Source organism: Evansella clarkii (assembly GCF_002019695.1).
Lineage (GTDB): Bacteria > Bacillota > Bacilli > Bacillales > Salisediminibacteriaceae > Evansella > Evansella clarkii.
In genome coordinates this window covers 1,319,847-1,345,677 of the sequence record NZ_KV917376.1, presented here as the reverse complement: position 1 = coordinate 1,345,677, position 25,831 = coordinate 1,319,847, and the positions used below count along the sequence as shown (strand labels likewise).

At 44.2% G+C, this 25,831-nt stretch carries 22 protein-coding genes; 1 reads left to right on the top strand and 21 read right to left on the bottom strand.

Going from position 1 to position 25,831, the window contains the following annotated elements; all coding sequences use genetic code 11:
• Positions 1 to 404 precede the first annotated feature (404 nt).
• The 11 genes from htpG to BK582_RS06270 all read right to left on the bottom strand — a co-directional run bounded on the left by htpG (position 405) and on the right by BK582_RS06270 (position 12,970).
• Positions 405 to 2,288 (bottom strand): molecular chaperone HtpG, encoded by a 1,884-nt coding sequence (htpG, locus tag BK582_RS06320; RefSeq protein ID WP_078593496.1) that lies wholly within the window; start codon positions 2,286 to 2,288, stop codon positions 405 to 407.
• 298 nt (positions 2,289 to 2,586) lie between these two features.
• A complete protein-coding gene (locus BK582_RS06315) occupies positions 2,587 to 3,102 on the bottom strand; it encodes a DoxX family membrane protein (RefSeq protein WP_078593495.1) in 516 nt (171 codons plus the stop codon).
• Positions 3,103 to 3,410: 308 nt separating this feature from the next.
• Entirely contained in the window at positions 3,411 to 3,884 is a 474-nt protein-coding gene (locus tag BK582_RS06310) for a hypothetical protein (protein WP_078593494.1), read from the bottom strand.
• 211 nt (positions 3,885 to 4,095) lie between these two features.
• Entirely contained in the window at positions 4,096 to 4,716 is a 621-nt protein-coding gene (locus tag BK582_RS06305) for a thymidine kinase (protein ID WP_078593493.1), read from the bottom strand.
• Between the two features lie 907 nt (positions 4,717 to 5,623).
• The gene (locus BK582_RS06300; protein ID WP_078593492.1) at positions 5,624 to 5,869 is read right to left on the bottom strand and encodes a type B 50S ribosomal protein L31; all 246 of its coding nucleotides are present in this window, start codon (positions 5,867 to 5,869) and stop codon (positions 5,624 to 5,626) included.
• Between the two features lie 176 nt (positions 5,870 to 6,045).
• On the bottom strand, positions 6,046 to 7,320 hold the full coding sequence (rho, locus tag BK582_RS06295; RefSeq protein ID WP_078593491.1) for a transcription termination factor Rho: 1,275 nt from the start codon (positions 7,318 to 7,320) through the stop codon (positions 6,046 to 6,048).
• Between the two features lie 555 nt (positions 7,321 to 7,875).
• Positions 7,876 to 8,841 (bottom strand): class II fructose-bisphosphatase, encoded by a 966-nt coding sequence (glpX, locus tag BK582_RS06290; protein WP_078593490.1) that lies wholly within the window; start codon positions 8,839 to 8,841, stop codon positions 7,876 to 7,878.
• A 49-nt stretch (positions 8,842 to 8,890) separates the two neighbouring features.
• Positions 8,891 to 10,177, bottom strand: coding sequence for a UDP-N-acetylglucosamine 1-carboxyvinyltransferase (locus BK582_RS06285; RefSeq protein WP_078593489.1), 1,287 nt, complete (start codon positions 10,175 to 10,177; stop codon positions 8,891 to 8,893).
• 339 nt (positions 10,178 to 10,516) lie between these two features.
• A complete protein-coding gene (gene fsa, locus BK582_RS06280) occupies positions 10,517 to 11,164 on the bottom strand; it encodes a fructose-6-phosphate aldolase (protein ID WP_078593488.1) in 648 nt (215 codons plus the stop codon).
• Positions 11,165 to 11,344: 180 nt separating this feature from the next.
• The gene (locus tag BK582_RS06275; protein WP_078593487.1) at positions 11,345 to 12,208 is read right to left on the bottom strand and encodes a class II fructose-bisphosphate aldolase; all 864 of its coding nucleotides are present in this window, start codon (positions 12,206 to 12,208) and stop codon (positions 11,345 to 11,347) included.
• A gap of 399 nt (positions 12,209 to 12,607) precedes the next feature.
• On the bottom strand, positions 12,608 to 12,970 hold the full coding sequence (locus BK582_RS06270) for a response regulator (RefSeq protein WP_078593486.1): 363 nt from the start codon (positions 12,968 to 12,970) through the stop codon (positions 12,608 to 12,610).
• A gap of 274 nt (positions 12,971 to 13,244) precedes the next feature.
• Between BK582_RS06270 and BK582_RS06265 the strand changes: the two genes are divergently transcribed.
• Positions 13,245 to 13,781 (top strand): DUF2529 family protein, encoded by a 537-nt coding sequence (locus tag BK582_RS06265; protein ID WP_078593485.1) that lies wholly within the window; start codon positions 13,245 to 13,247, stop codon positions 13,779 to 13,781.
• A gap of 224 nt (positions 13,782 to 14,005) precedes the next feature.
• Here BK582_RS06265 and BK582_RS06260 read toward each other — a convergent pair whose 3' ends face one another.
• From BK582_RS06260 to BK582_RS06225, 10 genes are all read right to left on the bottom strand, one after another.
• Positions 14,006 to 15,613 (bottom strand): CTP synthase, encoded by a 1,608-nt coding sequence (locus tag BK582_RS06260; RefSeq protein ID WP_078593484.1) that lies wholly within the window; start codon positions 15,611 to 15,613, stop codon positions 14,006 to 14,008.
• Positions 15,614 to 16,037: 424 nt separating this feature from the next.
• Positions 16,038 to 16,562, bottom strand: coding sequence for a DNA-directed RNA polymerase subunit delta (gene rpoE, locus BK582_RS06255; protein WP_078593483.1), 525 nt, complete (start codon positions 16,560 to 16,562; stop codon positions 16,038 to 16,040).
• A 369-nt stretch (positions 16,563 to 16,931) separates the two neighbouring features.
• Positions 16,932 to 20,183: a fused isobutyryl-CoA mutase/GTPase IcmF gene (gene icmF / locus BK582_RS06250; protein WP_078593482.1), complete on the bottom strand. Its 3,252-nt coding sequence runs from the start codon at positions 20,181 to 20,183 to the stop codon at positions 16,932 to 16,934.
• Between the two features lie 19 nt (positions 20,184 to 20,202).
• Positions 20,203 to 20,850 carry a TetR/AcrR family transcriptional regulator gene (locus tag BK582_RS06245; RefSeq protein WP_078593481.1) on the bottom strand — a complete coding sequence of 216 codons (648 nt, stop codon included), beginning with the start codon at positions 20,848 to 20,850 and terminating at the stop codon, positions 20,203 to 20,205.
• Position 20,851: 1 nt separating this feature from the next.
• Entirely contained in the window at positions 20,852 to 21,820 is a 969-nt protein-coding gene (gene meaB / locus BK582_RS06240; protein WP_078593480.1) for a methylmalonyl Co-A mutase-associated GTPase MeaB, read from the bottom strand.
• 266 nt (positions 21,821 to 22,086) lie between these two features.
• The gene (locus BK582_RS28035; protein WP_276328197.1) at positions 22,087 to 22,215 is read right to left on the bottom strand and encodes a hypothetical protein; all 129 of its coding nucleotides are present in this window, start codon (positions 22,213 to 22,215) and stop codon (positions 22,087 to 22,089) included.
• 105 nt (positions 22,216 to 22,320) lie between these two features.
• Positions 22,321 to 23,463: an acyl-CoA dehydrogenase gene (locus BK582_RS06235; protein ID WP_078593479.1), complete on the bottom strand. Its 1,143-nt coding sequence runs from the start codon at positions 23,461 to 23,463 to the stop codon at positions 22,321 to 22,323.
• 108 nt (positions 23,464 to 23,571) lie between these two features.
• Entirely contained in the window at positions 23,572 to 23,706 is a 135-nt protein-coding gene (locus BK582_RS28030; RefSeq protein ID WP_276328196.1) for a hypothetical protein, read from the bottom strand.
• Positions 23,707 to 23,769: 63 nt separating this feature from the next.
• The gene (locus BK582_RS06230) at positions 23,770 to 24,903 is read right to left on the bottom strand and encodes an acyl-CoA dehydrogenase (RefSeq protein WP_276328228.1); all 1,134 of its coding nucleotides are present in this window, start codon (positions 24,901 to 24,903) and stop codon (positions 23,770 to 23,772) included.
• Positions 24,904 to 24,976: 73 nt separating this feature from the next.
• Positions 24,977 to 25,828 carry a 3-hydroxybutyryl-CoA dehydrogenase gene (locus tag BK582_RS06225; RefSeq protein WP_078597822.1) on the bottom strand — a complete coding sequence of 284 codons (852 nt, stop codon included), beginning with the start codon at positions 25,826 to 25,828 and terminating at the stop codon, positions 24,977 to 24,979.
• Between the last annotated feature and the right edge of the window lie 3 nt (positions 25,829 to 25,831).

The following is a 25,831-nucleotide window of genomic DNA, read 5'->3' as shown; positions in this document are numbered from 1 at the left end:
ACGTTTAGGGGCGGTGTTCATTCGTTTCAATTCCTGAATCAGCCGCTTTCGTACGTTGAGGTGCTTTGTTCAACCGTTTCAATTCCTGAATCAACCTCTTTCATACGTTGAGGGGCGTTGTTCAACCGATTGAATTCCTGAATCAGACGCTTTCGTACGTTTAGGGGCGTTGTTCATTCGTTTCAATTCCTGAATCAGCCTCAACTCATCCCTTGAGTGAGTGATTCGGCGGACAGCATAATTTAAATAGCTGTTTTTTCCCCTTCATGCAGTAGTTCGGAGTGCTTCACCAGAGGTCATCCCACGCTCACCGCTGAGAATGGACATTGTCTTGGAAATTTATAGTTCTTCTCTGTTAAATAAAGAGCCTGGGGCCATCAAAAATGGTCCCAGGCTCTTTATTGTTACTTCATTATTTTGCACACATTGTTTGTAAATTCAACCGGGTCTTCCACTGGCAGCCCTTCGATGAGGAGCGCCTGGTTGTATAGAAGATTTGTGTAAAGCTTCAGCTTTTCTTCATCATTCTCAGAGGCAGCCTTAAGAGATGCGAATACTTCATGGTTTGGGTTGATTTCCAGAACTTTATCCGCCTTAATATTCTGGTTATCAGGCATGGACTGAAGAATTTTTTCCATTTCAATCGTCACTTCCCCGTCAGCTGCAAGACAGACTGGATGCGATCTGAGCCTTTTAGAAATCCGGACTTCTTTTACTTTATTATCGAGAAGTTCCTTCATTTTTTCGAACAGCTCTTTATTTTCCTCGGTTTCTTCAGCCTTCGTTTCCGTGCTCTCATCCTCCTCGATTCCCAGGTCACTGCTGGAAACAGAACGGAATTCTTTCTCCTGGTAATTCATAAGCATGCGGATAGCGAACTCGTCGATATCATCTGTGAAATAAAGGATTTCATACCCTTTTTCCGCAACAAGCTCTGTCTGAGGCAGCTTATCGAGACGCTCCCTTGACTCCCCTGAAGCATAGTAAATATATTTCTGATCTTCCGGCATCCGGGAAACATATTCATCGAGTGTTACAAGCTTCTTCTCTTTAGAAGAATAGAACATTAACAGGTCCTGAAGATCCTCTTTGTTCGCCCCAAAGTCGCTGTACACCCCATATTTCAGCTGGCGGCCGAATGCCTCGAAAAACTTTTCGTATTTTTCCCGTTCATCTTTCAGCAGTTTCTTCAGCTCGCCCTTAATCTTATTCTTAATATTTTTTGCGATGACCTTGAGCTGCCGGTCCTGCTGCAGCAATTCACGGGAGATATTCAACGACAGATCTTCCGAATCCACCATTCCTTTGACAAAACTGAAGTAGTCTGGCAGGAGATCAGAGCATTTATTCATAATCAGCACGCCGTTGGAATAAAGTTCAAGCCCTTTTTCAAACTCTTTCGTGTAATAATCGAACGGAATGTTTTCCGGAATATAGAGAATCGCATTATACCTTAAAGTTCCATCAACTTTAATGTGGATATGCTTTAACGGCTTGTCAAAACCATAATGCTTTTCCGAGTAAAAATTCTCGTAATCTTCGTCTGTTAATTCGCTTTTATTTTTTCTCCAGATTGGAACCATGCTGTTGATCGTCTGTTCCTCTGTTACTTCTTCAAATTCCTTCTCATTCTCTTCTTTAGGTTTGCTCACTTTCACATCCATCTTGATTGGATAGCGGATGAAATCGGAATACTTTTTGATAATGCTTCTGAGCCTGTGCTCTTCCAGGTAGTCATCGAAGTTGTCATCTTCCGTATTTTTCTTAATATAAAGCGTAATCTCTGTTCCTACCTCGTCTTTATCCGCAGTATCAATTGTGAAGCCGTCCGCTCCTTCTGATTCCCATTTATACGCTGTATCGCTGCCCAGCGCTTTTGTCACTACAGTGACTTTGTCAGCGACCATGAACGAAGAATAAAAACCTACTCCAAACTGGCCGATAATATCGTGCCCGTCCTTTAGTTCTGTTTCATTTTTAAAAGCAAGGGAACCGCTTTTTGCGATAACGCCAAGATTGTTTTCTAGTTCTTCCTTTGCCATCCCGATCCCTGTGTCGGTAATCTTAAGCGTGCGTGCGTCTTTATCGGCAGAAACCTTTATGTAGTAGTTGTCCTGTTTAAACTCCAATGAATCATCTGTTAATGCTTTATAATAGATTTTGTCAATCGCGTCACTTGCATTGGAAATTAACTCCCTTAAAAAAATTTCTCTGTGGGTGTAAATAGAGTTAATCATCATTTCAAGAAGCCGCTTTGATTCTGCTTTATACTCCATTCTCACAGCCATAAAAAACCTCTCCTTTCAAATCCTTTATGCAACAATTTTAGCACTCTAAGCGTCCGAGTGCTAATTTTATTTTTTATATATCATAAATTATTTTTCTCTGTCAACAGGGTGTTTAGGCACGGCTGGAAAATTAAAAACCAAAGGAGAAGTCAGTGCAATAAGGCTTTTTTAAAAACGTGTTTAAAACAACGAAGTGGAAACAAAGGAATGATGATCCAAATAAATTCATTGTTATAAAACAAAAAAACGCCTGGATACTGCTATACAGGCGTTTCGTTTACTTAAATAATGTGTTTTGTTATACCGTCTGGCTCTCAAGCCCTGCACCTTTCAGTTTGCCTCTGAAGAGAACTGTGCGGATATAAGGGATTACCCAGCGGTCTCCGCCGATTCTGCCAGCGTTATAGCCTGCAGCAAGAATGAAGATAGTTAGAAGGATCATAAATGGGTTAGAAGAAATTGTACCTGCGAACATGAACGCGAAGTTCATCATAATTCCGAAGAAAGCAGCAGCTGTAGTCAGGATTCCAAGGAGAAGGCCAAGTCCTACAAGAAACTCTCCCCATGCAACCATAAAGCTGAATATTCCAGCATTCGGAAGCGCAAAGCTCTCAATGAAAGCATGGTATGTCGGATACTGCTCCATTACCATCTCGTTAGCGACAACTCCGTTTAAATAACCTGCAGCGTTAAAACCCTCTTCCCCCGTGATTTTTCCCCAGCCTGCAGTCATCCAGCTCCATCCAAGATATAACCGTACGAATGTAAGAATACCAGCAGCAATTTTGTTATTTCTGATAAAATCCATAAACATGATAATTCCCCCTAAAATTAGTTTTAGTATAGTGGCTTACCGCCTGATAAAAGCAATTTTGTTTTTGCTGTAGTTGAGTGATCACTTATTTTTTCTACATGTTAATTATATAACGGGTTCGCTTGTGAAAATCATCACAAGTGTGGCTGTTTTGTTGCAAACTGGTGTCTGATTTGTGACATAAGTCACACGGGCACTGTGATTAACTGCACATGCCCCATTTCAGCTCACAAATGTAAAAAGCACATAAGCAGAAGCGGTACACCCGCTTCACCTATGTGCTTTCCAAAGAATATGCGGCATTACTCTCACCGCATAAAGTCGTTTACAATTACCCTGTATTCATAACGAGGATTATCATCTGCCAGCTTTTGTTCAAGTTCCCGGATTTTATCTTCTTCTTCCTGGCCGGTAAGTGGTTCGTCAAACATTATATTTACCCATGCACGTCTCCCCATAATAATGACCATTCCTGGGGTTACACCGGGGAATTGATAAACGAGCGTCTCCATTCTGTCCTGGTCGTCTCCAAGATCCTGCCTCGGCGTTGCCGGAGAACGGTAGCTGGTGCCGGTATTATTCGCCTCATTAACAGGATCGAAAGGCTCGTTCATTCTCTCAACAATTCCATAGTTTGCCGGCCCGGGGCCAAACAGGCTCCTGTTCCAGTCCTTCTGTTTATTTGTATCTGTTGTGAACCCTCCTACATCAGGAGTATCTATATTGTTACATGCCGGAATAAACAGGAGAAGCATACAAAATCCAAGTAAGGTATACTTCATACAAACACCTCCTACGGATAGCTTCTCCTGATTGGGCCAGTTAAATACAATCGTTTTACACCAGAAATATCTTTAAGGACACAAAAAAACACACAGCCATATTTTTGGGAAAATAAGCTGTGTGTCCGGCCTTACGGCAATTTTTCAGCTCTGTTAAAGGTAAATATTGATTTTCTGAAAAATCAACATTTGTCTTCAACAAAGAATGTCCTTAAAGGGTTGTTTCAATCGTTTTTTTTACATGAGTGAAAGAAGGCTTTTCCGGCACTTCATGGCAGTGCCTGCAACGAGGCTCGTATGATTCAGAAGCTCCTACAAGAATAATCGGGTCGTTGTAAGAAGCCGGACGTCCATCGATCAGGCGCTGCGTTCTGCTTGCAGGTGAACCGCACGACAGACAGATCGCCTGAAGCTTCGTAACTGTCTCAGCTAGCGCCATAAGTACAGGCATATAACCAAATGGCTCACCCCGGAAATCCTGGTCAAGTCCTGCAACAATGACACGGATGCCGTCATCAGCCATCTGCTGGACCGCGTCTACAATATCCGCTTCAAAAAACTGAGCTTCATCAATAGCCACAACCTGAGTATCTTTTTCAAGAACATCGAGAATTTCTGCCGCTCCTTTTACAGGCATAGCATAAACTTTTGTGCCGTTGTGGGATACAACTTCTTTTTCACTGTACCGGTTATCCAGTTCAGGCTTAAACACCTGTACTTTCTGACGGCCGAAACTGGCTCTTCGGACACGGCGGATCAGCTCCTCAGATTTTCCTGAAAACATACTTCCGCAAACAACTTCAAGCCAGCCTTCTCTCCTCGTTAAGTTCATAACTTAGTCTCTCCCTTTATTTATAAAAATCTAATTTTGTCGATTATCCGGTTATTATGTAAGTATTAACCTGTTACCCTTTTTTTACATAAAGTGAACCTTCAATCAGAGGGGGTTTTATTCATCCCCCACTGATTGTTAGTTGAACCAATCGGGATGTTAGCGTCCGTTATCTCCCGCCTGAACATCTTCGCTTCCACTCATGTTTTGAGGCGGGAGTTTTACGGACGGTTACATCGGGATAATTGCAACGTATACTTTATCTATTATAGTCATGTTAGCTGCTTGTAACAATCAGGAATTCCAATTTTGTTTACATATTTTGACGCACATTGACATGGGACGGGGGAAGTCGCACTTAAGGCCTCTGGTTTCGCAACAAGTACCATTCTTTTCGCAACAAGAGGGGAAGTCGCAACAACACACCTTCTTTTCGCAACAAGGACGGGGGGAGTCGCAACAACACACCTTCTTTTCGCAACAAGAGGGGGAAGTCGCAACAACACACCTTCTTTTCGCAACAAGAGGGGGAAGTCGCAACAACACACCTTCTTTTCGCAACAAGGACGGGGGAAGTCGCAACAACACCTCTTCTTTTCGCAACAAGAGGGGGAAGTCGCAACAACACCTCTTCTTTTCGCAACAAGAGGGGGAAGTCGCAACAACACACCTTCTTTTCGCAACAAGGACGGGGGAAGTCGCAACAACGCACCTTCTTTTCGCAACAAGGACGGGGGAAGTCGCAACAACACACCTTCTTTTCAACAAGAGATCCACTTCCCAATAAGTTCTCCCGTCTCATTTCGCGATTAGAAGCCCCGCGTGCGGGATATTTAACAAAACAAAACTAATTATTAAGAAAAAAAACAGGCAAGGATTAAACCTTGCCTGTCGTTTTTTAATTCAATTACTTCATGTTGTACTTTCGCTTGAAACGGTCTACACGTCCGCCAGCATCGGCGAACTTCTGACGTCCAGTATAGAATGGGTGAGAGTCGGAGCTTACCTCGACGTTGATTAATGGATAAGTGTTTCCATCTTCCCACTCGATTGTTTCACTGGAGTATCTAGTTGAACCGCTTAAGAAAGTAAAACCTGTACTTGTATCCTTAAATACAACCTTACGATATTCAGGATGAGTTTCTGGTTTCATTCTTTTCATCTCCTTCCGCCCTGAATCTTTCGAAACAGAGTATATCTGGATGCGTTTAACATCTATTCACACATTAAAGAATTATATCAACTGTAAGCGGAATTTGCAACAGCTGCCGGGCTCTTTTCAGCTAAAAATATTTCCAATTGCTCAAGCTTTTCAAGAGTGTTGCTAAATTAGCTTCGCACCTGGTTTCTGCCCGATTTTTCCTGTTCAAAAGCTTTAAAGAATTCTTCGTTCGTCTTTGTTTCCTTTACTTTCTTCAGGAAGCGTTCCAGAAATTCAGGCTGATCGTTCATTGTTTTTCTTATGGCCCACAGATTTTCGATTTGCTCCTTTGGAAGCAGAAGCTCTTCGCGGCGTGTACCGGAACGGCGAATGTCGATTGCCGGGAAGATCCGTTTCTCAGAAAGACGGCGGTCAAGGTGCAGTTCCATGTTACCTGTCCCTTTAAATTCTTCGTAAATAACATCGTCCATCCTGGAACCAGTTTCCACAAGAGCCGTGGCGATAATCGTCAGGCTTCCTCCCTCTTCAATGTTACGGGCAGCACCGAAGAAACGTTTCGGGCGATGGAAGCTTGCAGGGTCGATACCACCGGAAAGCGTTCTTCCGCTCGGGGGAATCACAAGGTTATATGCGCGGGCAAGACGAGTAATACTATCCATTAAAATAACAACGTCTTTTTTCGCTTCCACAAGACGCATGGCCCTTTCCAGGACAAGCTCAGCGGTTTTAATGTGGTTTTCCGGCAGTTCGTCAAAGGTGGAACTGACGACCTCCCCTTTTACGGAACGCTCCATATCTGTTACTTCTTCCGGGCGCTCATCAATCAGCAGGACAATGAGTTCACTTTCCGGATGGTTTTCGGCGATACTGTTAGCTACTTCTTTAAGAAGAAGTGTCTTACCAGCCTTTGGAGGAGCAACGATCAGTCCCCTCTGCCCATAACCGACAGGAGAAATCATATCAATCACACGGGAAGCTACCTTATTCGGCTGGTGTTCCAGTGTCATTTTCTTTTCAGGGTATAAAGGAGTCAGCTGCGGAAAATGCGGACGCTGTCTCGCGGACTCAGGGTCTTCCCCATTAACGGCTGCCACCTGCAGCAGTCCATAATACCGTTCATTTTCTTTAGGTTTTCGGACTTTACCGGAAACACGGTCTCCATTTCTTAGTTCGAAACGGCGGATTTGAGAAGCGGAAATATATATATCCTGGGAGCTTGGTTTGTATGTTGTTGAGCGGAGAAAACCGAAGCCTTCATTAGGGACAATGTCGAGGACACCTTCCATGAACATTAACTCTTCCTGTTCAGCTTGTTTCTTAAGTATGGCAAAAATCAGTTCCTTTTTAGTTAACTGGCTGTAGTAAGAAACCTTTACTTCCTTTGCAAGCTGATATAATTCCTTCAGCTTCATTTTTTCTAAATCATTAAGCATTACGCCCATTTGGATCACACCTTTATTTTTTCATTAATATTAACTACAGCTTGCCTTCTATGCCGGAGTTATTTCATAAAAACTCCTGTTCTGTTTTTGAGAATAACTGTGAATATATACCGGTAAAGCGGCTTTTCTAACCGCATTTCTATTAATCTTCAGGGGACATTAACGCTTAAAAGCCCGGCTGTTACTATCAGCAGAAAGGCTCTGGCTTGTGTTTTATTCAGCAATAAACTACCTGTCCTTAAATCAGCGCAGACATGCAAATATTATTTCCCGGCTTAAGTAAACCGTAATATTTTTTCAGAAGTTAATTTGACACCTGAAAATGTAAAGGATTGTCCCTGTATATGTTCCTTTTTTAGTTAGGGATAGATTAGGAAAGCTGTGAGAAGTTACTTGAGGCTTGAAAAAGCATGGCAAAAAACATGTTAAAACAGCTTATATGCTAGGATAGACATAAATCATCTACATTATAATAAAAGCATACTATTTCTATTAGATCAAGCATTAACAACAAAATCAATTTAAAAAGGGAACTGAGACAAGGAAAGCCCTGTCTCAGCGGATTACTAAATCCGGTTTTTTTGTTAAAACATGTTTTCCATCAATAAAACGGACAGTTCCTGACTTCGCCCGCATTACTAAGGACTGGGTGGATCCTGAAGAGCCTTTGTAGCGGACACCTTTCAGAAGCTCGCCGTCCGTTACACCTGTTGCCGCAAAAATAGCGTCATCGCCACTCACGAGATCTTCCATTTTAAGGACACGGTTTATATCACCAATACCCATTTTCTCGCATCGTTTCACTTGTTCCTCGTTCTCCGGAAGAAGCCTGCCTTGCAGTTCCCCTCCGAGACATTTCAAACCTACTGCAGCAATGACACCTTCAGGAGCCCCGCCGGAACCGAGAAGAATATCCACTCCAGTATCCTCAAAAGCTGTATTGATAGCTGCTGCTACATCTCCATCCTGCATGAGCTTTATTCTTGCTCCTGCATCGCGGATATCGTCAATAAGCTTCTGATGCCGCTCTCTCTTCAAGATTGCTACTACTATATCTGAAATGTCTTTGTTTTTTGCCTCTGCAACTGCTTTAAGATTATCGATCACAGGAGCGTCAAGGCTGACCTTGCCTACTGATTCCGGGCCTACAGCAATTTTATCCATATACATGTCCGGAGCGTGAAGCAGGTTTCCATTGTCGGCTACAGCCAGAACAGCGAGGGCATTCCAATCCCCATTAGCAACAATATTAGTTCCTTCAAGAGGGTCTACCGCCACGTCAACCCGCGGGCCGTACCCGTTGCCCAGTTTTTCACCAATATAAAGCATTGGAGCCTCATCCATTTCACCTTCGCCAATTACGACTGTCCCTTTCATAGGCACAGTATCGAATACGTCTCTCATTGCTTCTGTTGCTGCCTTGTCTGCAGCTTCTTTATTTCCTCTTCCCATCCACCGGGCAGAAGCCAGGGCAGCTGCTTCGGTGACTCTCACTAACTCCATGGACAAGCTTCTTTCCATAATCGTTTCCCCCCGCTTTTTAAATTATTTTGATTTCACTCTCCGGCACTCAGGAATTCTTCAGTTCAGCAAGCTCTTTTTCACTAAGTTTTTCCCGCCAGATCTTGGCCCCAAGCCCTTTCAGCTTACTTTCAAGGCTGGAATAGCCACGGTCAATGTGCTCTACACCAGTAATCTCTGTTACACCTTTTGCCATCAGCCCGGCAACCACAAGTGATGCTCCCGCCCGGAGGTCACTCGCGCGCACTTTGGCACCTTGAAGCTTTGCTCCTCCGTTTATAAGTGCGGAGCGGCCTTCCACTTTAATATTTGCTCCCATTCTTCTCAATTCATCAATATGTTTAAAGCGTGCATTGTAAATCGTATCGGTGACCATTGATGAACCATGGGCCTGGGTCAGCAGACTTGTAAACGGCTGCTGCAGGTCTGTTGGAAAACCTGGGTATACAAGTGTTTTAACATCTACCGGCCGCAGATTTTCACTTGTTCTCAAGAAAATCTGGTCGTCTGCCTCTTCCACCATAATACCCATTTCTCTTAATTTTGCTGTGAGGGACTCCAGATGGTCTGGAATGACATTATCAATCAATACTGATTGTCCCATGGCTGCACCGAGAATCATAAAAGTGCCTGCCTCGATGCGGTCCGGAATAATTGAATGCCTGCATCCGTGGAGATGCTCCGTACCTTCGATTCTGATAACATTTGTTCCCGCGCCTTTTATTTTAGCTCCCATGCTGGATAAGAGCGTTGCAACATCAATTATTTCCGGTTCTTTCGCTGCATTCTCAATAATCGTTCTTCCTTTTGCTCTGACGGCTGCAAGCATAATATTGATCGTAGCGCCTACACTTACTACGTCCAGATAAATTCTTGCCCCGATGAGCTCATCAGCCTGGAGATAAATTGCTCCCTGCTCATTTGTAACTTTTGCACCCAGTGCTTCAAAACCTTTTATATGCTGATCAATCGGGCGGGGACCCAGGTTACATCCTCCCGGAAGCCCGATAACTGCTTTTTTAAACTTGCCGAGCATCGCACCCATCATGTAGTATGAAGCTCTCAGTTTTTTTACCCTGCCGTTCGGAAGCGGCATAGCAAACATTTCCTCAGGATGAATTACAAGTGTATCGTTATCAAGCTCTGTCCGCCCGCCGATTTCTTCCAGTAGTTCGGCGAGAGTTGCAACGTCAGAAATGTCGGGGAGATTGTCTATTGTCACAGGTGAATCCGCCAGAATTGCAGCGGGAATCAGTGCCACTGCACTGTTTTTTGCTCCACTGATTTGAACGGTTCCTTCCAGAGGATGGCCGCCTTCTATCAATAGTTTTTCCATAACCAGCTTCCCTTCTGTTATTCATAGATTGAACATTTTTATTATCAGGCACAGGTAATAATTCCTGATACCATGTCAGTCAGACCAGCTCTTGTCCAGTAAAAATCCTTCAATGTAAATGTTACCATAAAATTCATATCATCTACCATTGTATACGGAGAAAAATGATTTTAATCTTAGATTATGTAAGAAATCGGGATCTTCTCCTGGCTGGGACGTGGCCTGAACACCAATCAACGGGGCAGCTAACAGCTGAAGGCACCTCGTTATGGAAGGTGCCTTCAGTTTCTCGTGCAAAACTGTGGAAGGCCAGCAGTTTTGGACTACAGGAAATTAAGTTTATTTATTTGCATTGTTCCAGTCATTCAGGAATTTTTCAATACCGGCGTCAGTCAGCGGATGTTCCACAAGCTGGCGGATGACCTTCATTGGGATAGTAGCAATATGCGCACCTCTTGCTGCAGCTTCTGTAACGTGTACAGGGTGGCGTACGGAAGCTGCGATTAGCTCCGTAGAAATGTCGTGGGTATAAAAGATTTCGGATATTTTAGATATGAGTTCAAGACCGTCCTGTCCAATATCATCAAGTCTTCCAAGGAAAGGCGATACATAAGTAGCTCCAGCTCTTGCTGCCAGGAGTGCCTGGTTAGCTGAAAAAACAAGAGTAACGTTCGTTTTTATATTAAGATCGCTGAATGCCTTTACAGCTTTTAAGCCTTCAAGTGTCATTGGCACTTTAACCGTAATATTAGGCGCAATCGCAGCAAGTTCTTTTCCTTCTTCAATCATTCCTTCTGCGTCCTCTGCCACTACTTCAGCACTGACGGATCCCTCTTTTACAATGTTAGTAATCTCTTTAAGGCGCTCGTGGAAATCAACGCCTTCTTTAGCTACTAATGAAGGGTTGGTAGTTACCCCTGAAAGAATGCCTAATTCATGTGCCTCTTTTATTTCATCAATGTTCGCAGTATCAATAAAGAATTTCATAAGTAGTCCACCTCTCCAGTATGTCTGTTAACGCTTACTATTTTCGTAACATTCGGTCGAATTATTTTAAAAATGAAAGCTGGCGGGCGCCATATAATATGGAGCCGCCAACTGTTCATTTTCGAAGATTTTTGCCGTATAATCAGCTCGCCTCTTCATTAAGCCGTAGTTATCAGGCTGTTATGCTTTATTAGAAGAACCGAATTCTCTCATTTTGCCTTTAACAGTTTCTTTGATTGCATCGCGTGCAGGGCCCAGATACTTACGTGGATCGTACATATCAGGATTTGCATCTAATGCTTCGCGAACTGCTTTAGCAGATGAAATTTGGTTTTCAGTGTTTACGTTAATTTTAGCAGTTCCAAGAGAGATCGCTTTTTGAATATCTTTAGTTGGAATGCCTGTACCACCGTGAAGCACTAAAGGAATACCTGTAAGTTTTCCTACTTCCTCCATACGGTCGAAACCTAAGTTAGGCTCGCCTTTATATGGCCCGTGTACAGAACCTAATGCTGGTGCAAAGCAGTCAACATTTGTTTCACGGACAAGCTGGTCACATTCTGAAGGGATCGCGTAAGCTGCTTCAGCATCGTCTACGATTAAGTCATCTTCCTGTCCGCCAATGCGTCCTAATTCCGCTTCAACTGAAACTCCAAGTGTGTGTGCTACATCCACCACTTTTTGCGTTAAAGCGATGTTTTCTTCCAGCGGGAAGTGTGAGCCGTCGATCATTACAGAAGTAAATCCTGCGTACATTGCCTCTACACACTTTTCAAAGCTTGAGCCGTGGTCAAGATGAATGGCAACAGGTACTGTTGTTTCGTATTCAGCCATAAGCGCCTCAACAATTGTCACTACTGTGTGAAAACCACCCATGTAGCGCGCTGCACCTTCTGAAACTCCCAATATAACTGGTGACTGCTCTTCTTCAGCAGCCTGAAGAATCGCCTGAGTAAACTCCAGGTTGTTCAGGTTGAACTGACCAACTGCATATCCTTCTGCTTTAGCTGTTTCCAGCATTTCTTTCATTGATACTAAAGGCATTCTAAAATCCTCCTTTGACTTTTGGAACGGTATTTGTCTACCTAAAGATGATTTTCTACCTGACTGCATACAAACGACAATGATAATATTTCCATTCTTTTGCATTTCTATCCTTACCGTTTGTATGGACCGAACGTATTACGAATTTTATTTTCAGGACGCAGACCGTGGCAGCCCAGCTCTTCACCGGACGCCCATGTTTACGTGAAAAAAGCCATGAACCTCGTACTGGTCACAGCTAAACCATCCATCAGGCCGACTAACAAAACTATTATAGCATACACCTCAGGATTTTCACGTAATTGTCACTAAATCTTACTATTCACTCATTTTCCTTTTTCCCGAAAATCTAATCCTGATATTTTTTAAAACATATAACTGCGGCCAGGCAGACCATTTTTAGTCATTAAGAAATTTACGAACCTCAGCCCGCACCTCGTCAATATCAAACGGCTTGGCAAAATGAGTCAGGGCTCCTAAGCGCATTGCTTCGTTGATCATTTCCAGCTCCCCATAGGCAGTCATCATAATTACGTGGGATTTCACATCCGTTTTTTTTATTTCTTTCAGGATTTCCAGACCATCCATGCCTGGGATCTTCATATCGAGGAGAATAAGGTCGGGCTCCTTCTCTTCAATTATTTTCAGTGCCTGTTTGCCGTTAGATGCCTGCATTGTTTCATATCCATCCTTCTCAAAAACCTCGTTAAGCAACACCCGTATTCCAAACTGGTCATCTACAATGAGTAACTTTTTCCCCATCTTAAACCCCTTTTCTAAGCATGTTAATATATTCTCAACATATTAATTTCTCGATTCTTCTGAAATACTCCTGCACAATATCCCCACGAGTATTGAGAGCTTTTGTCGAAAAACAGCAAAAAAGCAAAAACTAGCACCTGAAAGCTGCGTATTGTAACATTATCAATACATTACCTGCACCTTACCATAAGAATTGCCTTAAAATTTTTTTAAGAAGCCCATATTAAGGGTAATAATTTAATAACTCTGCTTTCATAGAAAGGATGGGGAACGAATGAAGGTTTTCCAAACACAGCTCCAGGGGCTATTGAATAAATACGAAGAATTTGAAGATAAGACGGAAGATTTTGCACGAATTATCTCCCAGACGATTATTAGTGACGGGCAGTTATGGATTTACGGCGAGAAAGAAATGCATGGGATTACTGATCAGGCACTCTCCGGTACTGATGCTTTGCCGACGATTATGGAAGCAGTTCCCGATTCCGCTTTCTCCTCTCTGGATACAATACTCATCTGGTCGCCTGACCCTCTGAGTAAGGACGCCTGTAAAATAGCTTCAGCGGCAAAAAAAGCGGGAGCGCAGGTTCTCGGGTTCACCTCTGAATTGAATAAAAATAAAGAGGAAGAGGTTCAGGGTAATCTTTGGCAGGAAGAATGCAGCATGTTTTTATCAACCGGGGTTAAAGGAGGCCTGGTTCCTACTGAAGAAGGAAACCGAATCGGCGCCCCCCACCTTCTGACAGCACTGCACCTTTATTACCTTGTATTCTTTAACGTTATGGAATTTCTGGAAGAGCACGAGATGTAAAAATATAATTTATATTTGATTAAGTACTGGTTTTGTTGACTGAATTTGATTTCGTTGATTGAACAACTGTTTTCGTTGATTAAACGCTCTTTTTCGTTAATTAAAAGCTTGATTTCGTTGATTGACTATCCTGTTTCGCCGACAACGCTAATTTTTCGAAGTTTTTCAATAAATAAACCACCCCGCTGCCTCAAGCTGCGGGGTGGTTTGCCTTTTTCACCTAATTATCCTTCTCTTTTTACAAGGCTCGCTTCGATAAAGTCACGGAACAATGGCTGCGGGCGAGTCGGACGGGAAACAAATTCCGGATGGAACTGAGAAGCCACAAAGTATGGGTGGTCTTCTATCTCAATGATTTCCACCAATCTTCCATCAGGACTTGTTCCTGAGAAAATAAATCCAGCCTCTGCCATTTGTTCACGATACGTGTTGTTGAACTCATAGCGATGGCGGTGACGCTCATAAACAACAGTATCCTCATAAGCTCTGTAAGCCGCAGTTCCTTCCTGGAGCTTACAAGGGTATAAGCCAAGACGAAGTGTGCCGCCGAAATCTTCAATATCAATTTGCTCTGGAAGCAAGTCAATAATTGGATATTTCGTATCCGGATTAAGCTCGGAAGAATGAGCTCCTTCAAGACCTAGCACATTACGGGCAAATTCCACAGAAGCAAGCTGCATACCGAGACAAATGCCCAGGAATGGAACTTTATTAACACGGGCATATTCAATAGCGGCAATTTTTCCTTCGACACCACGGTCACCGAATCCTCCAGGAACAAGGATACCGTCCATACCTGCCAGAAGTTCGGAAACATTTTCACGCCTCACATCTTCTGAGTGAATCCATTCAATCTCCACATCAGCGTCAAAACGGTAACCTGCATGCTTCAGCGCTTCTGCAACTGATAAATAAGCATCCTGAAGCGCTACATATTTACCAACAAGAGCGATCTTCACTTTTCTGTTTAAGTTCTTCACTTTTTCTACAAGGCCGATCCATTCTTCCATATCTGCCTCTTCACACTCGAGACCAAGATGCTTACAAACATAGTCATCCAGGTGCTGATTCTGAAGTTCAAGAGGAACTTCATAAAGAGTCTCAGCATCCCTCGCTTCAATTACTGCTTCTTTTTCAATATCACAGAATAAAGCGATCTTATCCTTCATATCTTCCGGTACCGGCCGCTCTGTACGAACAACAATTACATTCGGCTGGATCCCCAGGCTGCGCAGCTCTTTAACACTGTGCTGTGTCGGCTTTGATTTCATTTCTCCTGCAGCAGCAAGATATGGAATTAATGTACAGTGAATATACATTACATTTCCTGCGCCAACATCACTTTTGATCTGGCGAATCGCTTCAAGGAAAGGAAGGCTCTCAATATCTCCAACAGTTCCGCCGATTTCCGTTATTACAACGTCTGGGTTACCTTCCCTCGCTGCGCGGAAAACCCGGTCTTTAATTTCATTTGTAATATGGGGAATTACCTGAACAGTCCCGCCCAGGTAATCTCCGCGACGCTCTTTTCTGAGCACGGAAGAGTAAACTTTACCAGTTGTGACATTGCTGTACTTATTAAGATTAATGTCAATGAATCGCTCATAGTGCCCCAGATCCAGGTCCGTTTCCGCACCGTCGCCAGTAACAAACACTTCCCCGTGCTGATAAGGACTCATTGTGCCTGGATCCACGTTAATGTACGGGTCAAATTTCTGAATTGTGACCTTCAGTCCGCGGTTCTTTAACAGCCGGCCTAGTGATGCGGCTGTTATTCCTTTTCCTAATGACGATACCACACCGCCGGTTACAAAAATATACTTTGTTGCCATCTGTGAGTCCCTCGCTTTTATTAGTTATTTTTATGGGGTAAAAATGATTGCCTTAAAGCAAGCAGTTATAAAGTGAAACTTCAATCAGGGAGGGGTTCATCCCCTGGTGATTGTTAGTTGAACTAATCGGGATAAATATTGACAGTGAAAGCAGCGGCTGCAATTTCTGGCAGAGACCTGCTTCCTATTATCCTTAAACTTTTAAGACGGTTTCATGCATTTGCTCTTCTTCATATTGAAAGAAGCAGCTCCTGGTATGCCGTCCTTATTTTTCCCGATAATCACTTTAGTAATTTATTCTCCTGAAAAAAAGAAAAAGTGCCTCCTCAAAATGAGGGGCACTTGAAAAGTGTTTTCATAAATGTGCTTATTGTGAAGCCCAAAAATGATTGTAGCGATTTCTAATTGAAAAGTCAAGCACTGTTTAAAGCAATTCGTCGTCATCCTCTTTAGGTGATTCTTCGTCATCCAGGTCAGAGTCAAAGCTGTCGTCGATCTCCTCATCTTCAGGGATCTTTTCATCATCTGAGGACTCAAAATCTTCATCTTCCTCATTAGCCAGCTCGTCCAGCTCATCTTCCAGATCCTCGAACTCGTCAAAATCATCTTCTGCATCGAAGAAATCATCTTCTTCTTCATCTTTACGTTTCTTTTTACGAGCCTTCGTTTCCAGGGAGAGCTCCTCCTCTGTCTGGTCAAACGGGTACCATGCACGAAGGCCCCAGCGATTGTCCCCTACATTTACAAAACGGCCATCAATGGACATCTCTGTATATAAATGGGCAATACGCTCCTTTGTTTTTTCTTCCGAAAGGCCCTTCGCGTCCGCTACCTGTTTCAGCAGAGTGTAATAATCAACCGGACTATTGGACTCCCTTAAAAGCTCGTAAGCTACCTCCAGCATCGCCATTTCTTTAAGTTGAGCCTTACTGAATTCTTTAATGCTCACAACCGGCACTTCCTTTCACAAAAGTTTTCTATAATTTAAACTCCAAAAAGGATTTATAACATAATAAGCCAACAGGAAGATAAGCTGGAAAAGTCTCCAGATTATCCTTACAAATTCATACCTTTCATTATAAACACATCTGCAGAAAATATGCCAGCGTATTCCAACAAAACATAGGAAAAGTTAGCGGCGCCGGCCAGTATCCTGTAAAGGCGGGGTAATAAGAGCCATTCATAGTTGAACGGGAAAGGGCTTATAATCACCCTTTCCCGTTCCACATACTTTTAGTTTATAATGCATGAATGGTGCCCGCCTTCGAGTCCGGGACCTTCGTTATGGATTAACTTCCTTCTCAAACAAAGATTAGTTTTACAAGTTACGACGGTACTGGCCGCCAACTTCATAGAGAGCTTCGGTAATCTGGCCGAGACTTGCGTACTTTACTGTTTCCATAAGCTCTTCAAATAAGTTGCCTCCGCTGAGGGCTGTCTTTTTCAGCCTTTGTAAAGCTTCAGTTGCTTTATCGCTGTTTTTCTCCTGGAATTGCTTCAGGCTTGTAATCTGGCCTTCTTTTTCTTCCTTTGTCGCCCGCGCAAGTTCCATCTCAAAATCATCTTCTGAAGGAGCATTAGGATTTAAATACGTATTAACTCCGATGATCGGAAGCTCTCCGTTATGCTTTTTCGTTTCATAAAGCAGAGATTCTTCCTGTATTTTTCCACGCTGATACTGGGTTTCCATCGCTCCTAAAACGCCGCCTCTGTCGCTCATTCGTTCCAGCTCAAGGAGCACCGCTTCTTCCACCAGGTCTGTCAGCTCTTCTACAATGAAAGATCCCTGGAATGGGTTTTCACTTTTCGCAAGACCCATCTCCTTCGCGATAATCATCTGGATCGCCATTGCCCGGCGCACACTTTCCTCCGTCGGTGTCGTCACTGCTTCATCATAAGCATTCGTATGAAGGGAGTTACAGTTATCATAAATTGCGAGCAATGCCTGCAGTGTCGTTCTGATATCATTGAAATCCACTTCCTGCGCATGAAGTGACCTTCCGGAAGTCTGGATATGGTACTTCAGCTTCTGGCTTCGTTCGTTTGCACCGTATTTTTCACGCATCGCCACAGCCCAGATTCTTCTTGCAACACGCCCGATTACCGTATATTCCGGATCCAGCCCGTTACTGAAGAAGAAGCTCAGGTTAGGGGCGAAATCATTTACATTCATTCCCCGGCTCAGGTAATACTCTACATACGTAAATCCGTTCGCGAGAGTAAAGGCAAGCTGGCTGATAGGGTTCGCACCTGCCTCAGCGATATGATAACCGCTGATAGAAACGGAGTAATAGTTTCTCACTTTATGATCGATAAAGTACTGCTGGATATCTCCCATCATTCTGAGAGCAAATTCTGTGGAAAAAATACAAGTATTCTGCCCCTGATCTTCTTTTAAAATATCCGCCTGTACCGTACCTCTCACAGTTGAGAGAGTGTAAGCCTTAATCTGTTCAAGTTCCTCTCCACCTGGCTCCCTTCCGTTATGGGAAGTGAATGCCTCAACCTGCTGTGCGATCGCCGTATTCATAAACATGGCGAGAATGATTGGCGCAGGACCGTTGATTGTCATCGAGACAGACGTGGATGGCGCGCACAAATCAAAACCATCGTAAAGTATTTTCATATCATCGAGAGTACAGATGCTTACGCCACTCTCGCCCACTTTTCCGTAAATATCCGGACGGTAGCCTGGATCCTCACCGTAAAGTGTTACAGAGTCAAAAGCTGTACTTAAACGTTTTGCCTCATCGTCTTTGGATAGATAATGGAAGCGGCGGTTCGTCCTTGCCGGGCTTCCTTCCCCGGCAAACTGACGCTTCGGGTCTTCTCCCTTACGCTTAAACGGGAACACTCCGGCTGTATACGGGAATTCACCAGGTACATTTTCCCCGCGTATCCATCGGATGATCTCCCCGTAATCCGCAAACTTAGGAAGGGCCACCTTTGGTATATCGAGACCTGAAAGGCTTCGCGTTTTCAGCTCGGTAACAATCTCTTTATCACGTATTTTTGTGACAAACTGGTCCTGATTATAAGCCTCTTTCTTCTTCTCCCAGTTCTCAAGTGCACGTTTCGTTTCTTCCTGCATGCTGTCCGCATACTTGGTTTTCAGCTCAGTAAGGCTGTCTGTCGCACCATCTGCTCCCTGCTCTTCCAGTGCTTCCAGAGCCCCTTCGATTTGAAAAACTCTGCGGGCTTTCTGTACTTCTTCAAGAGTCTCGTTATGGTATTTTTTCAGAGACTGGGAAATTTCCCTCAGGTAGTGGATTTGTTCAGAAGGGATAATGACTTTCTTTAAAGTGATTTCTTCCCCTTTACCAAGCTCTGTTTCCCATCCTGTCTCCAGTTTTTTGTTCATTACCTGAATAAGCTCATAGAAAAGCCTGTTAGTGCCAGGATCATTGAACTGGCTGGCAATCGAGCCGTAAACCGGCATTTCATCAGGCTGTTTATTAAATAGCTCATGGCTTCTCTGGTAAGCTTTCCTGACTTCCCGGAGAGCATCCTCGGATCCTTTACGGTCAAATTTGTTGATTGCCACAATATCGGCGAAATCAATCATATCGATTTTTTCAAGCTGGGATGGCGCCCCGAATTCACTCGTCATGACGTACATAGAAACATCGGCTACTTCTGTTATTGCCGCATCGCCCTGGCCAATTCCGCTTGTTTCCACAATAATTAAATCGTAGCCTGCCCGCTTTACAACACGGATTGCCTCTTCAATTGCTTTGGAAAGCTCCTGGCGGCTGTCTCTTGTAGCCAGTGACCTCATGTAAACTCTTGGGTTATGGATGGCGTTCATTCGGATACGGTCCCCGAGCAGCGCACCGCCAGTCTTCTTTTTCGTCGGGTCAACGGAAAGAATGGCAAGTGACTTATCTTCAAAAGCTCTAAGGTAACGGCGGACAAGTTCATCAGTGAGAGAGCTCTTTCCCGCTCCTCCAGTACCGGTGATTCCGAGTACAGGGGTTTCAGGGAGCTGCTGGCTTACCACTTCCTCTTCAAACAAGGATGCTGCCGCTTCGGACACTTCGTCTTCAAAAGTGCGTCTTTCAGCAATGCTTATTAAGCGGGCTACAGTGCTGAATTCCCTGTTGCGAAGACTTTCTCCATTGAGTCCTTCCACATTATCCAGAGGAAAATCACAAGCTTCCATCATTTCATCGATCATCCCCTGAAGCCCTTTCTGGCGGCCGTCCTCTGGAGAAAAAATTCTCCGGATTCCATACTCATGGAGCTCCTTAATTTCCGGGGGAACAATAACTCCTCCGCCCCCGCCGAAGATTTGAATATGAGAAGCCCCTTTTTCCTGCAGTAAATCGTATAAATACTTAAAGTATTCCACATGTCCGCCCTGATAGGAGGAAATTGCTATTCCCTGTACGTCTTCCTGTATCGCCGCCTGAACAACTTCGTCAACGGAACGGTTATGACCAAGGTGAATTACTTCAGCACCAGATGCCTGAAGCATACGCCTCATAATATTGATGGATGCATCATGCCCATCAAATAAACTGGAAGCTGTAACAAAACGGACTGAATTTTTCGGTTGGTAACGGTTCATTTTCCTACCTCCGTATTCATTAAGAATGCAGTTCAGACGCCTTTTCCTTTAGCCGGAAACCACTGAACAGCTGATTCATCTGCCACTTGCAGTATGAGTCAAAATTAAATTCCTTCTGAACGCTCCAGCGCCTGAAAGTCCACATATGCCCGGCTACGAGAATATTATGGCACGCCAGAGATACCTCTTCTTCCTCAAGCTGAATAAGTCCTGCTTCCATGCAGGCCCTCAGTTCTTTTTCAAACATTGATTTCATGCTTAATTCTTTCTGAAGCACATAATTTAGCGCGTCTGCCGATAATGACTTCGTTTCCTGATACATAACGAGCACCTCGTCCTGAAGAACATCCACTACCTGGAAATAGGAGCTTATAACCTGCTGCAGACGCTCAAGGCCTTTCAGTTTCTTATCCATCAGGCCTTCCCATTTTTCCACGACTTCATCATATACAGCGTCACAGACCAGGTATAAAATGTCTTCCTTGGAACCGATATACTCATACAATGTCCCAATACTAAACCCGGAAGCCTGAGCGACCTCCCTCGTCGTAGTGCCATGATAGCCTTTTTCATTGAAAAGCTTTACTGCTGCTTTTACAATCTGCTCCCGGCGCTTATTAACAAGCCTCTGGTCTTTTACCATCGATGGGACTTGCTTCTTTTTCAACTCAGCCCTCTCCTCTCTGCCGGCTCTTTCCCTGACTCCAAATCATGTAAATTTGTTCAGCAAGATCATAGGGATCTTCCTCGATCAGCTGCGCTTCTCCGCTCCCGCCGGAAAATTGATCAAACGTTTGTTTAATTATTGGGTTAATATCCTGAAAAAACCGTTCGCTGAGCCTTCTCATCACTTCCTGTTCTTTCTGACTGAGCCGTCGCTCAGTTTTCATGTCAGTGGTAACCAGATACTCGTGATGAGCTGCTGCTTTATCTGTTACTTGCTTCATTCCTTTTTTAGTCGTGGAAACAGTCTGGATTACCGGGGGTTCCCAGCTTTCTGTCCGTTCCGTTATATGAAGCAGGTCCTCAAGCTCCCCTTTCAGCTGCTCTACTCCCGGCAAATCTGCTTTATTGATAATAAATAAATCGGCTATTTCCATTATTCCGGCTTTAAATGCCTGAATGACGTCCCCGCCAGACGGATACAGGACAAGAACTACTGTGTCAGCCGTTTTCATAATGTCCAGTTCTGACTGTCCTACCCCCACTGTCTCTACAATAACAAGATCGAAACCTGCAGCATCCATAATCCTTACAACGTCCTGGCATGCTTCCGACAACCCTCCCAGGCTGCCTCTCGTCCCCATGCTCCGGATAAAAACATCGTCATCCTCTTCATGGTCCCTCATTCTGATCCTGTCCCCTAAAAGGGCTCCTCCTGAAAAAGGGCTTGTAGGATCTACTGCAATTACAGCAACTTTTTTCCCCTGCCGGCGCCACTCTCCAAGCAGCCCGTTAACAAGGGAACTCTTACCAGCTCCTGGAGAACCTGTAATACCGATAATATGGGCTTTGCCCCCGTGGGGATAGAGACGGGACATTAACTCTCTGTGCTCAGGCTTTCTGTCTTCAATCAGGGAGACCGCTCTTGCGATTGCCCGGTGATCTCCGTTTAGTATTTTCTCAGCCAGTTCCATGGGGAAGTCCCGCCTCCTTTCATTTGATGATAGTATGATGATAGTTTGTAATAAATTTTATTGATATCCCTTTTGCTCAGAATTTCATTATTACTATAAATAAGGATATGTTGATGATATCTCCAAAAACTCGCTTTCCTCGGGCAACGCCTCAGCCTCCTCGAGAAAAAACGTGTCTCTTCCTCTGCTCCTGCGATTACTCGTCGCAAAAAGAATTTTGCTGGCACAGCTTCGAAGCGTATACGTCGAGACAACTCGCAGCGGCTTCATGAGGTAAAGCTCGTCTCTGCGGGGTCCGTTGCTTTTCCCGAAGGAGTCTCCTTTGCTCCGATCTCATCAACATCTGTTATTACATGAATAATAATATAGTCATTCTGAGCTAACGACGTATTCATTATATTTTTTAGTTGCGCGAATGCCCCTCGAAGTTGTGCGAACACCTTATTAAGGCGTGCGATTCGCCCTTAACTTCGTAAGTTCCCATGAAAATCCAGCAACTATCAATCCTTCAACAGCATTTTTGAAATTACCAGTCTCTGAACCTCGTTCGTTCCTTCATAAATCTGAGTTATTTTCGCATCACGCATATAGCGTTCCACCGGATATTCTTTCGTATATCCATAACCGCCGAATACCTGGACAGCTTCTATCGTCACTTCCATTGCGGAGTCTCCGGCAAACAGCTTAGACATCGCTGATTCCTTTCCGTAAGGAAGCCCTTCGCTTTCACGCCATGCTGCCTGGTAAGTTAACAGTCTTGAAGCTTCCACCTTCGTCGCCATTTCTGCCAGCTTAAACGCAATCCCCTGGTTAGCGCCGATCGGCTTGCCAAACTGTTTACGCTCTTTCGCATATCCAACAGATGCATCAAGGGCTCCCTGGGCAATACCTGTAGCCTGGGCGGAAATTCCGTTCCGGCCTCCATCGAGAGTCATCATCGCAATTTTAAACCCTTCACCTTCTTCACCTAAACGGTTTTCAGCTGGCACCCGGCAGTTGTCAAAAATAATTTCCAGCGTCGGGGAGGAGCGAATTCCAAGTTTGCTTTCCTTCTTACCCATGGTAAAACCTGGCGTGCTTTTTTCCACAATAAAAGCTGTACAGCCTTTATGTTTTTTCTCCGGATCTGTAAGAGCGAAAACAACGTAAATCTCTGCTTCGCCGGCATTTGTAATAAATATTTTTGAACCATCGAGGATATAATCATCGCCATCACGCTTTGCAGTAGTCCTCATATTTGCTGCATCGCTTCCTGAACCTGATTCAGTCAGACCATACGCACCCATTTTCTTTCCTTCAGCCATTGGGCGGAGGAACTTTTGCTTCTGTTCTTCTGTCCCGAATGTGTAAATCGGCCACCCTGCAAGGGAGATATGCGCAGAAAGGGTTACTCCTGTAGATGCACAGACCCGGGACAATTCTTCCACCGCGATTACATAGCTTAAGTAATCTGCTCCGATTCCTCCGTATTCTTCCGGCCATGGAATTCCTGTAAGGCCGAGCTCGCCCATCTGGTCAAAGATGGCGCGGTCAAAGCGCTCTTCTTCATCTCGTTCTGCAGCTGTAGGAGCAACTTCGTTTTCGGCGAAGTCCCTCACCATTTTTCTGATCATTTCCTGTTCGTCTGTTAGTTTAAAAAACACGTGGATTTCCTCCTTCAATTTACCTGTAGAATCAAACTGTCATTTCAAATGAATCATTTCAGAATTCGAGATTTTAATCATTGTTACTAACATTACTTAAAATGTTACTTAGTTGTTCGATTTACGCTCCAGACGGACGCGTTCTGCGGGCACGGCCTCAACTAATTTTTGACGGCTGAACGCCCTCAAAAATGGATTTTCAGCTCGCGCTGTTCCCGCAAGAGTCGCCGCCTTACGCTGCAATCGATAAGTAATGTTCGTATTTTTTCACAAGGCGTATATATGAAATTCATTCAAATCTGAAATCTATTTTAATAAATGCTTACTGATTACTATTCTCTGAATCTCATTGGTGCCTTCATAGATTTGTGTTACTTTGGCGTCCCTGAAGAATCTTTCGGCGGGATATTCTGTCGTGTAGCCATAGCCTCCGAAAACCTGGATAGCTTCAGTGGAAACTTCCATTGCAGCGTTTGACGCGAACATCTTTGCCATGGAAGCTTCTTTTCCGCATGGAACTCCCCGTTGTTTCATATCAGCTGCCTGATATGTCAGGAGTTTTGCCGCCTCTGCCTTAGTAGCCATATCAGCCAGTTTAAAGCTGATTCCCTGATGGGTTCCGATCGGTTTGCCGAACTGCTTTCTTTCCTTCGCATACTCAACAGCTGCCTGAAGGGCTCCCTCCGCTATTCCTAAAGACTGGGCAGCGATGCCGATTCGCCCTGCATTTAAGTTAGAAAGTGCAATTTTAAAACCTTCCCCTTCTTTCCCAAGAAGGTTTTCCACCGGCACTTCCGCGTCATCAAAGGAAATGGAGACAGTGTTCGAACCGTGGAGCCCCATTTTCTTCTCCTTAGCTCCTGTTGAAAAACCAGGAGTATCTTTTTCAACGATAAATGCGCTGACACCTTTTCCTCCAGCTTCAGGGTCTGTCTTCGCAAAAACAATATAGGTGTGCGCTGCTCCGCCGTTTGTAATAAAAATTTTGGATCCGTTTAATATATAATGGCCGCCTTTTTTTACAGCGGTCGTTTTCATTCCTGCAGCATCGCTTCCTGCTCCTGGTTCTGTTAATGCAAACGCACCAATATATTCACCTGAAGCAAGCTTAGGAACATATTTCTGTTTTTGCTCTTCAGTCCCGAAATCGAGAATTGGAAAAGTTCCTACGGATGTATGGACAGAAAGAATTACTCCGAGTGCAGGGCTTACTCTGGAAAGCTCGTTGATAGCCAATATATACGAGGCGTAGTCCATTCCCGCTCCGCCGTATTCTTCCGAAACCGGAATGCCCATCAGGCCAAGTTCGCCCATTTCTTTGACTAGTTCATAAGGAAACTCGTTCTTTTCTTCCATGTCCTTAACTGCCGGAGCCACTTTTTCTTCCGCGAACTGCCTGACCATACGCTGCATCATCTGCTGTTCATCTGAAAACAACATGTTCATTTATGTCACCTCTTAAGGAGTAGATCGTGCCGTTTCCCGGTATTGCCGGAGGCTGATCCTGATTTTGTTACTCGTATGTGTAGAAGCCTCTTCCTGATTTTTTGCCGAGCCAGCCGGCGCTTACGTATTTACGAAGCAGCGGGCACGGACGGTATTTATCGTCTCCGAAGCCCTCGTGGAGCACTTCCATAATATAGAGGCATGTATCCAGCCCGATAAAGTCTGCTAAAGTCAGCGGCCCCATCGGATGGTTCATCCCTAATTTCATGACTTCGTCAACATCTTCAGGAGATGCCACTCCTTCATACACCGTGTAAATCGCTTCATTGATCATTGGCATTAAAACACGGTTGGAGACAAAACCAGGGAAATCCTGAACTTCTACGGAAGTTTTCTTTAAAGAAGCTGACATTGCTTCCACTGCCTCAAATACTTCCTGGCTTGTAGCCAGCCCCCGGATAACTTCCACAAGCTTCATGACCGGCACTGGATTCATAAAGTGCATCCCGATTACTTTTTCAGGACGGTTCGTCGCTGCTGCTATCTCAGTGATAGGAAGAGATGATGTGTTTGTTGCCAGAATTGCGTGGTCAGGTGCAATTTCATCGAGCTGGGCGAACAGGTCCTTTTTCACTTCCATATTTTCCACGGCTGCTTCAATAACAATATCCACATTAGCAGCATTGCTCAGATCAACAGAGGTGGCCAGGTTATTCACGGTATTATCCATGTCTTTCTGTTCAATTCGTTCTTTATCCACCTGGCGCTGAAGTTGTTTTTTAATCCTGCTGAGTCCCTTTTCCACAGCTTCTTCATTGATGTCATGCAGGACAACTTCATAACCGGCAGCAGCACAAACTTGCGCAATTCCGGAACCCATCTGTCCAGCTCCTACTACCATGACTTTTTTTATATCCATGTT